General features: G+C 49.6%; 10 protein-coding genes. All 10 read left to right on the top strand.

Annotated elements, in window-relative coordinates; all coding sequences use genetic code 11:
* The first annotated feature begins 3 nt into the window (after nucleotides 1-3).
* Nucleotides 4-669 (top strand): degT/DnrJ/EryC1/StrS aminotransferase, encoded by a 666-nt coding sequence (locus GON22_RS16090; protein ID WP_160397122.1) that lies wholly within the window; start codon nucleotides 4-6, stop codon nucleotides 667-669.
* Nucleotides 666-1988 (top strand): DegT/DnrJ/EryC1/StrS aminotransferase family protein, encoded by a 1323-nt coding sequence (locus tag GON22_RS16085; RefSeq protein WP_160397121.1) that lies wholly within the window; start codon nucleotides 666-668, stop codon nucleotides 1986-1988. The genes GON22_RS16090 and GON22_RS16085 overlap by 4 nt, the downstream gene beginning before the upstream one ends.
* A complete protein-coding gene (argC, locus tag GON22_RS16080) occupies nucleotides 1985-3034 on the top strand; it encodes an N-acetyl-gamma-glutamyl-phosphate reductase (protein WP_160397120.1) in 1050 nt (349 codons plus the stop codon). The genes GON22_RS16085 and argC overlap by 4 nt, the downstream gene beginning before the upstream one ends.
* Complete coding sequence (locus GON22_RS16075) at nucleotides 3034-4941, top strand: M20/M25/M40 family metallo-hydrolase (protein ID WP_160397119.1); 1908 nt, start codon at nucleotides 3034-3036, stop codon at nucleotides 4939-4941. Before argC ends, GON22_RS16075 begins: the two co-directional genes overlap by 1 nt.
* Nucleotides 4880-5689 carry a 1-deoxy-D-xylulose-5-phosphate synthase N-terminal domain-containing protein gene (locus GON22_RS16070; protein ID WP_160397118.1) on the top strand — a complete coding sequence of 270 codons (810 nt, stop codon included), beginning with the start codon at nucleotides 4880-4882 and terminating at the stop codon, nucleotides 5687-5689. The genes GON22_RS16075 and GON22_RS16070 overlap by 62 nt, the downstream gene beginning before the upstream one ends.
* A complete protein-coding gene (locus GON22_RS16065) occupies nucleotides 5686-6627 on the top strand; it encodes a transketolase (protein WP_237179189.1) in 942 nt (313 codons plus the stop codon). Before GON22_RS16070 ends, GON22_RS16065 begins: the two co-directional genes overlap by 4 nt.
* Entirely contained in the window at nucleotides 6617-7843 is a 1227-nt protein-coding gene (locus tag GON22_RS16060; protein ID WP_160397117.1) for an MFS transporter, read from the top strand. The genes GON22_RS16065 and GON22_RS16060 overlap by 11 nt, the downstream gene beginning before the upstream one ends.
* A 105-nt stretch (nucleotides 7844-7948) precedes the next feature.
* Nucleotides 7949-9205, top strand: a complete 1257-nt coding sequence (locus GON22_RS16055) for an ATP-grasp domain-containing protein (protein ID WP_160397116.1) — start codon at nucleotides 7949-7951, stop codon at nucleotides 9203-9205.
* A 48-nt stretch (nucleotides 9206-9253) separates the two neighbouring features.
* Entirely contained in the window at nucleotides 9254-9799 is a 546-nt protein-coding gene (locus tag GON22_RS16050) for a flavodoxin family protein (protein ID WP_160397115.1), read from the top strand.
* A 794-nt stretch (nucleotides 9800-10593) separates the two neighbouring features.
* Entirely contained in the window at nucleotides 10594-14922 is a 4329-nt protein-coding gene (locus GON22_RS16045; RefSeq protein WP_237179188.1) for an AAA domain-containing protein, read from the top strand.
* Nucleotides 14923-15425: the final 503 nt, after the last annotated feature.

Below are 15425 nucleotides of genomic sequence, written 5' to 3'. Positions count from 1 at the left end.
AGGATGAGCGATACATTAACGAAACCGGCAGCGCCAGCGATTGAGAAGGAACACTATTTTTCCTTATCGTTCGTTTTGTCGAGAGTGCTGAATTCAGGCGTTATTATGAGTATCGAGAAAAACGACCATGAATTAAAAGGGCTGGAGAAGGCGATTGCCAAACTGACGAAAACCCGATACGTCTCTTTGTTTAATAGCTTCACAGGTGCGGTCCATGGGGCATTGTGGGGACAGGACATCGGCTATGGCTCGACGGCGCGCCTTAATTATGCCAGCGAGCAAGAGCGTAAATTCACGAATTGGTTGGGCATTCAGCTCACTTCCGATCCCCATGTGGAAGCCGCATACTCCTTGATTGCGGTTGACGCCCATAACCTTCATCAATTGGATCAAGCGGTGCGGGATTTCGCCGGACTGGCTCCCGTATTCGTACTCGACTTCACGGGACTGGGCTTCGGCCCAGTCGCCGCGATCGCGTCGAATGATGAGCTAGTCTGGAAGAAAGCGGAGCGGCTCAAAATATTCGGCGCCTTCGACCTGCAGACGATGTGGACGCAGGAGGAGAGCTCACCGGAGCTTCAGCCGGCAGCGCAATTCAACTACAGGCTTAGCCCGCTCGTGGCGGCCTGCATCAAGATTTCGTTATTAAGGAGGAAGCCATCCTCATGAAAACCGACTTCATTCGCAAACCGCTGGAGCTGCCCGAGGAGGAGTGGATTCAGTCTCCACTCGCTGTTGACGGTGGGCCAGCCATCATACCAGAAGACGTTCGCAGAACCAATTTCCCCATTATTACGAAAGAAGACGTCATCCAAATGTTCGTCTCCATTCAACAAGACGGCGAAAGCGTCGTCGAGGAGTTCAAGGAAGCTTATCGCAATTATGTGGGCGCCAATTACGCGATTGCAACGTCAAGCGGGACATCGAGCCTGCATCTTGCGCTCGTTGGCGTAGGCGTACAGCCGGGCGACGAGGTCATTGTGCCCGCGTTCACGTTCATCGCAACCGCGCAAGCGGTCGTTGCCGCCAAAGCGATTCCGATATTCGTGGATATCGATCCGATTACGTATTGCTTGGACGCTACGAAGGTAGAGCAGGCGATTACGCGCAAAACAAAAGCGATCATGCCGGTTCACGTACATGGCTTGCCTGTCGACTTATATGCCTTGCGCAAATTGGCAGATAAGCATGGCTTGCGGCTAGTCGAGGATGCTTCCCATGCCCATTCCGCATCGATTGACGGGCAAGTGGCAGGATCGATTGGCGATGGTGCGGGACAGAGCCTGATGGCCGACAAAAATTTCCCTGTTGGCGGCGAAGGCGGCATCGCGTTTTTCCGGGCAAAAGAAGACTACGAGCGTGCGCTCGCGTTCCTGGATGCCTCAGGCATCGATTACCGCATGTCATGGATCGCCGCGGCTTTCGGCCTTAGCCAGCTCGATCGGCTGCCCTATTACGATGCGATCCGTGCGAGAAACGCTGCTTATTTGACCAATGCGCTAAAGGAGACAAAGCTGTTCAGCGGTCCATTCGTTCCCGAAGGGTACAAGCATAGCTACAATATGTACCGCGTTAAATTGCACCCGGAACGTCTAGGGCTTGGGGATCTGGATGATTATCGGGTCAAGCATGCGGTAGAGCAGTTGATCCATGCCGAAGGCGTATTTGCACGGGAATGGCAGAACGTGCCGATTCCAGGCCACCTTCCGTTCAAGAACAGGAAGGGGTTCGGCAACGGCTATCCGTTCTCATTATCGGATCGCGAAGATTTCGGCTACGATCTGGACCGGTTCCCCGAAACGCTGAAAATGTTGCGCAGCACGCTCACGATCTGCCGGGAGCTTCGGACGCCGATCGAATACGAGCGAATTCAGGCTTACGCCTTAGCATTTAAGAAGGTCGATGCGAACCCGCAGAAGATACGTGAGCTTGTCGAGCAAAGCGGCGATTTGAAAGTCGTATACGAAAGGGATGCGCGGCTAGGATGAGTGGTGAAGCGCGATTGAAGCGGGTTGCGATTCTCGGCGGCAGCGGGTTCACTGGCGCAGAATTGTACAGGCTGCTTCGCAAACATCCCGGTTTTGACGTAGCGTTTATTTCGTCTGAGTCGAATGCCGGGCTTCCGGTTGACAAGTACTATGCCGCATCGGTCCATAAGAAGAAAATCAGTTCGCTTAAGTTCAGCCGCGCTTCCGAGCTGGAGGGGCATTACGATGCGGTATTCTCATGCTTGCCTACCGGCGAATTGCCGAAGATTATTGCACGCGTGGCCGAACATGCGGACTATGTGTTTAATGTGAGCGGCGATTATCGCATCACAGACACCGAGCTCCTGCAGCGGCATTATCCAGAGACATTGAAGCATGCGTTTGAAGGCGGATGGCATTATTTTGTGCCCGAATTCAGTGAGATTGACCGGACGAAGAAAGTCATAAATCTGCCGGGATGCATGGCGGTGGCGACGCTCTATACGCTGTATCCGCTAGTGGCGCATGGGCTAATCGAGGATCGCGTCATTACCGATGCCAAGACAGGTTCAAGCGGTGGGGGCAAGTCGACGAAAGAACATCATGCCGAACGAACGAATAACTTTAGGGCATTCAAATTGCATGGCCATCGGCATAAGCCGGAAATCGAACAGGCGTTATCCGATCAGCTAGGACGCACGGTTAGTCTTCAATTCTCGGTATTCAGCCTTGATTTGCCTCGGGGCATCATGGCAACCTCCTATTCTTTGCTCAAGGAAGGGGTTACCGCCGTCGATGTGCGAAAAGCGTTTTATAGCGCCTATGCGGACAAACCTTTTGTCCACTATATCCCATCTGGCAATGGCGCTCCTATGATCAAAACAGTAAACGGAACGAACTTCGCGGAAACCGGTGCGTATGTGGAAGGGCGAAATTGCGTTTCCTTGGCGGCCATCGATAATTTGCTCAAAGGGGCAGCGGGCCAAGCCGTCCAGGCGGCTAATTTGTATTTTGGTTTCCCGGAGGAAGAAGGATTGCCTCAAGAAGGGGAAGGAGCGTGGCCTTAATGAGCAGCGGCAGCATATACGTAATTAAGCTTGGCAGCAGCACAATTGTGAATCATCCCCAAATATTCGAGGAAATTGGGCGCATCTCGCGCAGAGGGAATCGCGTGTTGCTCGTCGCTGGCGGAGCGGAAGCGATACGCCAGAAGTATGAAGCGTTATCGCGGCCAATGCCGTTCTTGACGCTGCCGTCCGGCGATGAAGTTCGCTACTGTTCACCGGAAGAGATGCCGTACATCCGGGACGCTTACCATGAATTCATTCTGGCTCCGATCCGGGAGCAGTTGAAAGCACAAGGGCTTAGCACATTCGCGCAGTTAGGCGGCGATCACGGCCTAGTGCGCGGGAGCAAGGCGAAGCCAATCAAAGCCATTCAAGGCCGGAAAACCGTCATCGTGCGGGACTCGTTATTTGGCCAATATACGAGCAGCCATGCTAACTTCCTGCAATCCGCGTTGGCTGCATTCGACGTCGTAACCTTGACGCCGCCGATCTGGGATCCTGAGCTCGAATCCTACATCAATATCGATGCAGACGTGCTTGCCGCTGAGCTTGCGGTTGAGCTTGAAGCGCATCATCTCCGCTTCGTGACGGGCACGGCGGGGCTGCTGCAGGATGTCGGGGACGCAGATTCGACGATTACGGATGTGTATGGGGACGAAGAGCTCGCATCCGTCCAAGGGCGCATGAAGCAGAAGGTAAGAGCAGCCCGCCTGGCGGTAAGCCGAGGGGTTTGCGATGTCAATATTTCCGGTCCCCACTCGGTGGAGAATGGCGGCCGGACATGGTTTTGGCATGAGGAGCGCGGACCAGCGGACTTCGAGCTGTTGAATAAAGTGGCACGCATTCCGTCGGTTTCCGAGGACGAGCATGAGCTTGCCCGTTTTTTGCTCGAAGAGATTCAAGACCCGTCGATAACGGGACATATTGATGAAGCGGGCAATATCGTATTCCGCAAAGGCCATGGTCCGCACACGCTTCTGCTTCTGGGCCATATCGATACGGTGCCGCATGTGTGGCCCGTTCGATCCGACGCAGGCGGGTTAACCGGAAGAGGCGTCGTGGATGCCAAAGGCTGTTTCGTCAACTTTGTCCATATGCTGGATGAAGCCGATGTGCCTGAGAACGGCTCACTGCTTGTGATTGGTGCCGTGGAGGAGGAAATCTCGTCTTCGAAAGGCGCATTTTACATCCGGGACCATTATCGGGCGGACGCGGTCATCATCGGCGAACCGAGCGGCGAAGACAGCTTGACGTTAGGGTATTACGGGCTGTTCAAGCTGCAGATTTCCATTCAAAGAGCGCAGGAGCATACGGCAGCGAAGGATAGCGTGAGCGCTATCGATGAGCTGTATCAAGTTGCGGCTGCTATTCGCAGTAATGTGAGCGAAATCGACCCGAACAGCTTGTCCGCTTTGATCGATATCGAGCATCGCAATGAACGCGGATTGATTACGGCTACTGCGATACTGAATTTCAGAATTTCGCCAGAAGCGGGCAACAGCTATAGGGACAAGGTTGATCTAACCTTTGGGGAAGGCGTGACGGTCGAGGTGCTTCGTGCGACTCCGGGCTTTGCCAATCCGCGTTCGGACACGCTGGTGAAATCGTTCGTCCGCAGCTTCGCCAAACATGGGAAGACGATCCGCTATTTGAAGAAGCGGGGAACAAGCGACATGAACACACTGGCGACGAAGTGGGCTTCCGTCCCGATGGTTGCGTACGGACCGGGCGATTCAAGCTTGGACCACACGAACGACGAGTATTTGCACTATGAAGAAGCCAAATCTTCGCGAGCCATTCTACGAGAGGCGGTTAACGAATGGTTCCGGTTAAACGGAGGATTAAATGGAGCAATCGATAACTCGATACAAGGAGCAGGAACGCCCGACCCTGTCGTTAGCCGATAGGGCAAAAGAGGCCAGAAAACTGATCATCGACATGGCGGCAACCCCAACTGGCTGCCATCTCGGAGGCAGCCTATCGGTTATCGATCTGTTGGTCGCCGCTTATGGGAAATATGGCCATGACAAGAATAATGCTGTCATTCTGAGCAAAGGGCATGCAGCAGCGGGGTTGTATGCGGCGTTATACGTTTACGGCGTCTTGCCCAATAATCCAGCGGAAAGTTACGGGAAGCAAGGATCGCTCTACACGGGGCATCCGAATCATAAGCTCCCTGGCATCCCTTTTGCAACTGGCAGCTTGGGTCATGGCGTTGCATACGCAGCGGGCTGGGCTTTGGCGCAGAAGCTGAAAGGCACGGGAGGCCTTGGCATCGCGATCGGGGGAGACGGGGAGCTGCAGGAAGGGCTGGTCTGGGAGACAGCCCAGATCGCACAAGCGCAGTCGCTGTCGAACTTCGTCTATATCGTCGACTGCAATGGCGGGCAGAATGACGGTTATGTCGACGACATTTCGCCGATTCGTCATTTGAAAGAGCGGTTCGAGGCGTTCGGATTCGCCGTTCGGGAAATCGACGGTCACGACCACGACGCCATATTCGCTGCAATAACCCCGGATCGTGAGAAGCCGCTGGCGATTCTCGCCCGAACGGCCAAAGGAAAGGGCGTTGCTGCATTGGAGGGCAATCCGGATGCCCACTACGCCAAAATTCCAGCCAATCTGGCGAAAAGATGGAAGGTGAATTTAGTATGACAGTGACGCTATCCGGAAGGGAGGCCTATAAGGACGAGCTCGCCAAGCTCGCGGAAACCGAGGAGCGAATCCTTTGTCTCGAGGCGGATTTGGGCGGCAAAAACCATCCGTTCCAGCTCCGCCATCCAGAACGGTTTCTGAACCTCGGCATCGCGGAACTTGCTGGCGTCGATATCGCTGCTGGTCTCGCCGAGGCGGGCTATGTGCCATTCATCTCAACGTTCGCTGCGTTCGCGGCATTGCGGGCAGCGGAAAGCGTGAAATTATCGCTTGGCTATATGGGGAAAAACGTGAAGCTCGTTGCCCCTTACGGCGGTGTGTCAGGCGGTTGGTTCGGTACGACGCATCATGCGCTGGAGGACATCGCGGTGATTCAGTCTTTCCAAAATATTCGCATCGCATGCCCGCATGGGGACGAGGAGACGCGTAAGGTAATCCGTGAAGCGGCGGTATCTGAAGAGCCGTACTATATTCGCTTATCCCGTAATGACGCGTTCGAAAGCTTGCCCCGGCCATCATCAACGCCGTGCACAGAGCTGCTGGTCGAAGGGGCTGCAGTCAATAGCCGAGCAAAGCTTTGCCTCATTTCCGTCGGGGAACAAGCGACAGAGCTGTGCAAGGCGTTAACCGAGCAATATGAATCGGTTGTACACGCACATGCTTGCTATGTCGATAGCCAAAGCTTGAAAGCTTACGTGGAGCCGCTTAAGGCATTGGCCGACCGGTTCCTCGTCGTCGAGGAGCATCGGGCAACCGGCGGCACGGCATCATATCTGGCTTTATTGCTGCCGGAGCACCCTGTTCATTCGCATAACTGCGGGGAGCAGTGGCCAACTTACGGGGGCACGCATGCGGAGGTGCTTGCTGATTTAGGCTTCGGCTTGGAGCCGCTGCGCCGGCAAATCGAGTCGCTTATAGGAGGTCTCGATGATACTTAGCGTATTGAAGGCGAGCAGGTTTCGGAATTATTTCATCGCGGATATCGTATCCGGCTTCGGCGTGGGAATGAGCACGATTGGCGCCAACTGGTATCTGATGGACCGCACGGGATCGATTACTTCCGTTGGGCTAATGCTCTCGCTTAACGTAATCGCGGGATTTCTCGTATCTGCGTTCGCCGGGACATTCGTTGACAAATGGAATCGAAAATCGATTCTGCTCTGGGCGAATGTTGTAAGGGCCGTTGCATTGCTGCTCATTGCAGGAGCCTTCCTTGGGACCGGCTTCCACGTCGAATATTTGTATGCATTCGCCGCGATTAATGGCATGGGTTGGGCGCTCTATATGAGCGCCTCGCGCAGTCTCGTGCAAGAGCTGTTAACGGAGAAGGAGTTGATCCACGGCAATTCCTTGATCGAGATCAGCTTGCAGGTCGGCATGTTCATGGCGGGAGGCTTATCTGGTTTCTTGTACAAATATATCGGTTTTGAAGCGATCTTGCTCCTGAACGCCGCTGCTTTTCTCATCAGCAGCCTCTTTCTTAGCCGAATCTCGTATTCGGCGTTGCCGGCCGCGCAGGAGGGGGCATCGTTCTACGATTCATTCAAGGCGGGCATTCATTATTTGGCGGAAAGGCCCTCGTTATTCGTTCTGGGCATCGTGTCTATTATCCCGCTCGTGACGACGATGGTATTTAATGTCGTGCTGCCGGGTTATGTTAGCACAGCGGTCGGCGGTGATTCGGTCGTGTTCGGCTTATCGGATATGTGCTATGGAATCGGCGGGCTCTTATCTGGGTTCTTGGCTGCCCCTCTTGCTAGAAGGATGTCGCAGCACGGGACGATTCTTCTCATCTTCCTCGTCTCTGTGGTCAACCTTGTGGCGATCGCTTTCAATTCGACCGTGCTCTTGCTCTACCTCGGCAGCGTAATCATCGGCTTAACGAACTCTTCCCTTCGTATCCTGATTACGACAACGCTGATGGAGTCGGTCTCCAAATCATATATGGGGCGTGCGACTTCGGTCTGGATGGGCATTTCCTTGCTGCTGCAGACCGTCTCCGCCACGGGGCTTGGCGTTGTGATCGACCGATTCTCGCCCGGCCTCGGATTTATTCTTATGGGCGGCTTGATGTTTGTCGGGTTAATCGCTTATTACGTCTTGAATAGCAAATCGAAGTTGCCTCAGAAACAAGCGATAGAGGCGGAAGCGTGAACGAATGAATGAATGAATGAATGAACGAATTTTGAAATCATGCTGCGGTCGGTTGCAGCGCTTTGCATGCCAGTTTTCTTCGAAAATTATTGAGGGGTGTGGAAAATGACAACAGCCAAAACGATTGCGTTTGTCGAACCTAGCTTTTACGGCGTTAGTTTTGCTAGGGTCGCTTTTGAACAAGGGCATCGCGTCATTGCGATTGTATCGTCCGAGGAAAACCCGAAGAAATACGGATATGAAGGCATCTATCATGATCTAATCGTAGCTGATATTCGCGACGAACAATCGCTTTATCAGGCAATAACCGAGTCTGCATACGCAGGAAAGCTGGATGCCCTCATTCCAGCAACCGATTATGCTTCCCACTTGACGGCGAAAGTCGCGGAGCGGCTCGGCCTGCGAGGCGTGACTTATGAAGCGGCGTTAAAATCGCGGAATAAGGATTTGGCAAGGGAGGCTTATGCCGAGCACGGCGTGCCAAGTGCGAAATTTCGCAAAGTAAAGAGCTTTGAAGAGGCCGCAGCGGCTGCCAATGAAATCGGCTATCCTGTTGTGTTAAAGCCAACCAATTGCGCGAGCAGCCAACATGTATTTTTCATTAACGATGAAGCGGAGCTGTGGAAGTCGTTTAATGCCATTGTCGATTTCAAAGTGACGTATATGGATTTCAAAGTCCGTGAAGATTATTTGATCGAACAATATTTGCAAGGGCCGGAGTTCAGTGTGGAGCTGTTTTTGCAAAATGGCGATGCAGTTTTCGCCGCAGTAACGGAGAAGCTGACGACGCCGTTGCCATATTTCGTAGAAACGCTCCACACACTGCCGACGCCTTCCCATATCGGGCGCCAGGACGATATTATTCGGGTAGCAATTGACGCGCTTCGCGCGATTGGCTTAACGGACGGGCCAAGCCATGTAGAGGTGAAGCTATCGCCATCTGGCCCCCGGATTATTGAAGTGAACGGAAGGCCGGGCGGAGATAACATATCGTCGGATCTGCTCGTGTTGGCATTCGGCGTAGATATTTTCGAAGCGACGGTTCATTTCTATTTAAATCAACCTGTTGGGATCGAGAAGAAGCATGTCCGTGCAGCATCGATTGCTTACGTGACCGCCGAACGTGATGGCGTGCTTGAACGGATCGAAGGGTTCGAGCAGTTGCTGCAGCATCCGAATGTCATTCGGGGGCATATTTCGGTGGCGCCAGGCGATAACGTCACGCAAGCCAAAAGCTCGGATGACCGGCTCGCGTACTTCATCGTCGCGAGCGATACGCCGCAAGTAGCGAAGCAACTGGCGCTTTCGCTGCTCGAACGGGTTAAGGTCGTGTATCGGAATCAAGAGGCCGTTATCGCGTAGGATAGGAGAGACGGCAACGCTATTTTGAATGAGAGGGGATGCCTGCGCATGGGCATTGCAGTTATTTACGGAAGCTCGAGAAGAAACGGAAACTCGGACCAGTTAGCCAAGCGGTTAACCGAAGGGTTTGACGCCGTCCATGTCTACTTATCCGATTACCGAATCGAGCCAATCAAAGATTACCGGCATTCGGAGAAGGAACCATACCCCGAGGATGATTACCATACTGTCATTGAACAGGTGTTGGCGCAAGATGAAATCGTGTTCGCAACGCCAATCTATTGGTACGGGGCATCCGGCCTTACCAAAACGTTCATCGACCGATGGTCCCAGTCGCTGCGGGAAGACAAAGAAGGGTTTCTCACGAAGCTGTCAGGCAAATCGGCTTGGGTTATCGGCATCGGCGATGATGAACCCCATCTGAAAGGCATCCCGCTCATCCAGCAATTTCAGTATATTTTCGAATATACGGGCACGAAGTTTGAAGGATATATTCTCGGGAAAGGTAATCGGCCTGGTGACATTTTGGAAGACAAAGTTGCCGTGGCTACGGTGGAGGAAATACGGAACAAGTGGCGTGGGGTGCCGGGGTAGGTTAGTTGCGGGGAGCATGTGAAAGCTGCGGATGTTATCCGCGGCTTTTTTGGTTTTTTCGAAAGAGGCGAATCCTAGGGAATGCGTGCCGTGTTCGATTATGGGACGCGGATTCTGTACGTGCCTGATGCGAGGGGCGGGCACCGCGACCGTTTGCGTCACCGCGACCGTTTGCGCTAACGGACCGTACAGCCGTTATTTCGATGAAATCAGCAATGTTTAATCTGTAACGGACTCCAGGGGCGTTATTTTGGCCAAATCAGCGAGTACGAGCGCATTTTGGCGCAAATAAGGGCTCCTGAGTCCGTTAGAATTTCAAACCGTGACTTTTTTGCGAAATAGCGGCTCCCAGGTCCGTTAGCGGTGTAGGGGCAGAAAGTAAGCATCAAACCTTAGATAAGATTCATCGTTAAGCACATCTGGGGATGACGCACGTCGCGTCTGTTTGCGCTAACGGACCGTAAAGCCGTTATTTCGATGAAATCAGCGATGTTCGATCTGTAACGGACCCCAGCGCCGTTATTTTGGCCAAATCAGCGCGTATGAGGCCATTTTGGTGCAAATAAGGGCTCCTGAGTCCGTTAGAATTTCAAACCGTGACTTTTTTGCGAAATAACGGCTCTCAGGTCCGTTAGCGGTATTGGGGGAAGTTGTGGCCAAGCATCTGAGGCTACAGTAGTGGATAGTGGGTGGCTAGCTAGTAGAGTTGTTGTTGCTAATTTCCTGCTACTCCCTAGACTGGGAACACTGTGTTAAGATAAATGTACTATTTTATTACTATCGGGGGAGTTAGTTTGGACACAGTTTTACCTAAAGTGAGTCAAATCTTTGAGTATTTATATGCTGTTAAAAGTTTGAGTGAGCGGACCATTTATTCTTTACGTAGTTATGAGAAGTTTTTGTGGCAGGCGGATCTCCCTAATGTTGAAGGTTGCTATATAAACGGCAATGGTGAAAAGGAAGAAGCTTGGCTTGAGATACATAAACAGGACATCCCAACAACACCGGCGTTACCACAAGTATTGCATGAATGGGTTCTCAAATGGAGTGATCCGGAAGAAGAACCGAATTTCCAAAAATCACGAATAATAAACAACGAAGAAGAGTGGTTCGAAGACGATGAGCTTCGGGTTGGCATCTATCGTCGATGGATTGAAGAAGAATGGCGTACTTGGGCAAATAAAGCTTTACCTAAAACAAAAGTACAAGCTCTGTATATGGAGCTTTTTGTATTACATCAACGATTCCAACGTGAAGGTGACGAACTGGAACTCGTATGGGGACATGGATTATTAGATTGGCGGATCAATGGGATAAATATAGAGCGTCCCTTATTGATAACTCGTCTTGAGCTCCAGTTCGATGCTAAGAACGGAGTGTTTATGTTGCTCCCAACTAGCATGGGCACAGTTATGGAATTTGACATGTTTAATAATGTTGAAGTCCCCAATATTCAGCGAATTCAAGAAATGGGCCGTCAGCTTGCTGCTACCGATTTGGATGTAAGAGATGAGAACAATATCTCGCCGCTGTTGCTCGAAATGGTTCAAACGATTAGTTCAGAAGGCCAATTTGCTATCGAAAGAATTGCGAATAAAGAGGGCAGGCCCTCGATTAGTTATACACCAGTCATTATGTTACGGGAGAAGGGAGGGCGACTGTGGCAAGAGGAATTGGCTACTATTATCGAATTATTGAAGAATGGGTTGCCTATTCCCGATCCTATAAAATTACTAACGACTGAAGATGACTCGATAACTAACGCGATTGCTGAATCGGCTTCAAAAGATCCTGCATGGGGACCGGTGGGAGAAGACTTATTGTTCCCGTTACCGGCCAATTTTGAACAGAAACTGATTGCCCAGAAGCTTGCTTCTAGTTCAGGCCTTATAGTACAAGGTCCGCCAGGGACAGGCAAAAGCCACACTATAGTAAATCTAGTTTCGCATTTATTAGCTCATGGTAAGCGAGTGCTCGTAACGAGTGAAAAAGAAAGAGCGCTGCAAGTGTTGCGGGATAAAATTCCTCAAGAAATACGGGATTTATGTGTAAGTGTTTTGGGTGGAGATACGAAATCCGTAAAAGAACTTGAAGATTCTATAAGATATATTGCGGAAAATATGGATCGGCTACAGCCAGATGTGCTAAGTAAAAATATAAAACGTGATCAGCATGAACTTCATGAAATTAGACAAAAGATCCAAAAGATTAAGCATGAGATAAACAAAGCTGCCGAACTCGAAAATGAAATAGTAAATGTTGAAGGTGAGCAGTTGCTTCCTATTGAGATCGGTAAGTGGTTAAGCCAGCATTGCGAGTTAGATTGGTTACCAGATGCGCTGCATCTAGATGCAACAATGCCATTATCTCAAAATGAATTACAGCAACTGTTCGATCTGCTTAACTCGCTTTCGAGTAAAGACATCAAACAACTGGAATTGGCCCGTCCAGAAGTGAATCACTTGCCGGTACCTACTGAATTTGAACAAAAAGTTATTCAAATTAAACGGTTAAAAGAAAAATTGAGGGGTAGCGAAGACTATATCCGTGGTTGGGGTTTGTCGGATGAGGCTATTAACCTTATGGCAATAACAGAACAGATAAATGACGCTGTGAAAAATCTTGAAAAGCTTGAAGCAGACTGGTGCCAGACCATTCTGAATGATGTCATGAACAATGAAAGCCGAGTGGCTGAATGGCTTGAATTTTATGAAGATATGTCGGCTAAGATCCAACTGGTAAGCCAACTTGAAAAAGAGTTGCTAGACGTAGAAGTTGTGTTTCCAGAAGGCATTAATATTACGAAAGCAAAAGAAGATTTAATTCAATTATCGACGAAGCTGAAGGCTGATAAAGAGGCTAGTTGGTTATTAAAAAATGTATTTGCGCGCAAGTATAACTACCTATTTGAGGAATTAAGAATAAATGGTTTGCCTATTCGGAAAAAAGGTGACACCGAGGTTTTATTAAAGCACTTAGAAGTCGTGGACACTAAAAATAAAATTTGTTTAGCTTGGAATCGTACGATGTCAGAATTTGATGCACCAACTATGGAACCTGCCAAAGCACGGTTTAGAAGTGTTTTGGAAGACCAGTTAACATTTATCAAGATCATTATTACTTGGAAAAATAATGTGATAGTGCCGATCACAACTGGAATTATGTCGCTGGGGGTACCGGAGCCATTTAAATGGTCAGATAAAGAATGGTTTCAGCAAATTCTGTTGGGAATTAGTGCGCTGGAGGATAAAAGAAAATGGGATGAAGCGCATCTGTTTTTCAATGATATAGAGCAATATTTAAGCAATGGGCGTAACATCGAAAATACGCATTTTTCGTGGACAAACCTGATGAATGCTTGTCAGAACTTAGATATTGAGTGTTGGTCTGAAAATTATTTAAAGATACACCGACTTCAAAATCTTGAGGCTGACTACCAAACGTTTACTCATTTAATTCAAAAACTCCGACAGGTTGTACCGAACTGGACTCAAAAGCTACTAGACAGAAATACAGCGGGAATAGAGTCAAAACTGCCCTCGGATTTACAGCAGGCATGGAAATGGAGCAAACTAAATAATTGGCTGAAAGTGCATCGTGAACACGTTCAAGTTGAAGAAAAGGAAGCAGAATTATCAATCGAATTAAAATCAGAAGCACGGATTATTACACAACTTGTTGCAAACTCGACGTGGTTATCTCAACTTCAAAGAATCACAAAATCACAAAAGTCCAGTTTAATTGCTTGGTTGAATGCAATGAAACGTATCGGTAAAGGAACTGGAAAATATGCATCTGCCTTCCGAAAGGAAGCGAGCGAGGAAATGAAGACTTGTCGCGGTGCGATACCCGTGTGGATCATGCCGATTCGGAAAGTAATTGAGAACATTCAGTTAAATGGGGATTTGTTCGATGTCGTTATTGTCGATGAAAGCAGCCAAAGCGATTTGTTTGCCCTCTCAGTATTAATGAGAGCCAAGAAAGTTGTCGTAGTAGGAGATGATAACCAGATTAGCCCAGAGAATGTAGGCCATGATATGGGCGAAGTCATGGGATTAATCGATCGCTACTTACAAGGCATTCCCCATAAAAATCGATTTGAACTTAAAACAAGTTTATATGATATCGCATCACAGGTATTCGATCATCGGATCGTTCTGAAGGAACATTTTAGATGTGTTCCTGAGATTATTCAGTTTAGTAATGATCTCATGTACGGTGGACATATGGATCCATTACGGCTTCCTTTGCCATATGAAAGGATAGAACCTCCTGTTCATACTGTATTCGTGGATGGAGGCTATCGGGATGAACATACATCAAAAGCGCTAAATAGACCTGAAGCTGAAGCGTTGGTTGAGTACGTTGTGAATTGCTGTAATGATGAGGCTTACGATGGGAAGACATTTGGCGTGATCTCCCTCCAAGGGCATGATCAAGCGAAAATAATCGAAGAGTTGTTGAGGGAGAGAATAGGAGAAGAAGAGATGCTGGCACGACGATTGGTTTCCGGTGACTCCTATTCATTCCAAGGTGATGAGCGAGACGTTATTTTCTTATCGATGGTTGCGGCTAATAATCTAAGAATTGGCGCTTTATCGAAACGGTCTGATATGCAGAGATTTAACGTAGCAGCAAGTCGCGCAAGGGATCAAATGATCTTGTTCCATTCTGTAGAGTTAAGGGATCTAAATCCATCCTGTGCACGTTATCAATTGCTCTCCTACTGTAAAGAGCCAAGTCGTACAGTAAAGGATGTATCACAATACGAGCAAGAATTTGATTCACAGTTTGAGAAGGATGTATTTACACTTATTTCTGCTCGTGGTTATCGCGTCATTCCTCAAGTAAAGGTGGGGACGGTCGGCAAACGAATTGATCTTGTTATTGAAGGCATGCGTGGCCGGTTAGCTGTTGAGTGTGATGGCGATAAATGGCATGGGTTAGATAAATGGCACGAGGATATGGAAAGACAACGAATCTTAGAACGAGTCGGTTGGAAATTCTGGCGTGTACGCGGTAGCGCGTTTTATAGAGATCCCGTACAAGCCATGGAGTCGTTGTGGGTTAAGCTGGATGAGCTTGGAATTACTCCGGTCGGTACCAAGGACCAAATGGCTTGATAATGATCGTGTCGAGCATCAGTTGAGCAATAAAACAATGTTATCTAATAGCCGTTCACTGTTGTAACAGTGAGCGGTTTTTTTGTGTTTTATAAGCTTTATGTCTAACGGACCGTACAGCCGTTATTTCGACGAAATCAGCTATTTTCGATCTGTAACGGACCCCAGGGCCGTTATTTTGGCCAAATCAGCGAGTATGAGGCAATTTTGGTGCAAATAAGGTCTCCTGAGTCCGTTAGAATTTCAAACCGTGTCTATTTCGCGAAATAAGGGCTCTCAGGTCCGTTAGCGGTGTAGTGGGAAGTGGTGGGGCAGCAGTAGAAGCAGCAGTAGAAGCAATAGTAGAGACATTAGTATAGTGGGGACAGTAGTGGGCGAGCATTGGAGGCTACAGTAGTGGATGGTGGCTGGCTAGCTATTAGAGTTTCCCAATGAGTGGTGGATTGAAGCAGACGTGCCTGTACAGGGGACGCCTTTTGTTATTTTGTTAGGAATGGAAGTTG

The sequence above is a fragment of the Paenibacillus sp. MMS18-CY102 genome (assembly GCF_009789195.1).
Lineage (GTDB): Bacteria > Bacillota > Bacilli > Paenibacillales > Paenibacillaceae > Paenibacillus_T.
Note: the sequence above shows the minus strand (reverse complement) of the source record. Positions and strands in the feature narration are given on the sequence as shown.

What these genes read in the sequence shown, in the direction of transcription:
- GON22_RS16060 (WP_160397117.1), top strand. Translation starts at nt 6,617, where the DNA reads ATGATACTTAGCGTATTGAAGGCGAGCAGGTTTCGGAATTATTTCATC.
- GON22_RS16055 (WP_160397116.1), top strand. Translation starts at nt 7,949, where the DNA reads ATGACAACAGCCAAAACGATTGCGTTTGTCGAACCTAGCTTTTACGGC.
- GON22_RS16090 (WP_160397122.1), top strand. Translation starts at nt 4, where the DNA reads ATGAGCGATACATTAACGAAACCGGCAGCGCCAGCGATTGAGAAGGAA.
- GON22_RS16050 (WP_160397115.1), top strand. Translation starts at nt 9,254, where the DNA reads ATGGGCATTGCAGTTATTTACGGAAGCTCGAGAAGAAACGGAAACTCG.
- GON22_RS16065 (WP_237179189.1), top strand. Translation starts at nt 5,686, where the DNA reads ATGACAGTGACGCTATCCGGAAGGGAGGCCTATAAGGACGAGCTCGCC.
- GON22_RS16070 (WP_160397118.1), top strand. Translation starts at nt 4,880, where the DNA reads ATGGAGCAATCGATAACTCGATACAAGGAGCAGGAACGCCCGACCCTG.
- argC (WP_160397120.1), top strand. Translation starts at nt 1,985, where the DNA reads ATGAGTGGTGAAGCGCGATTGAAGCGGGTTGCGATTCTCGGCGGCAGC.
- GON22_RS16075 (WP_160397119.1), top strand. Translation starts at nt 3,034, where the DNA reads ATGAGCAGCGGCAGCATATACGTAATTAAGCTTGGCAGCAGCACAATT.
- GON22_RS16085 (WP_160397121.1), top strand. Translation starts at nt 666, where the DNA reads ATGAAAACCGACTTCATTCGCAAACCGCTGGAGCTGCCCGAGGAGGAG.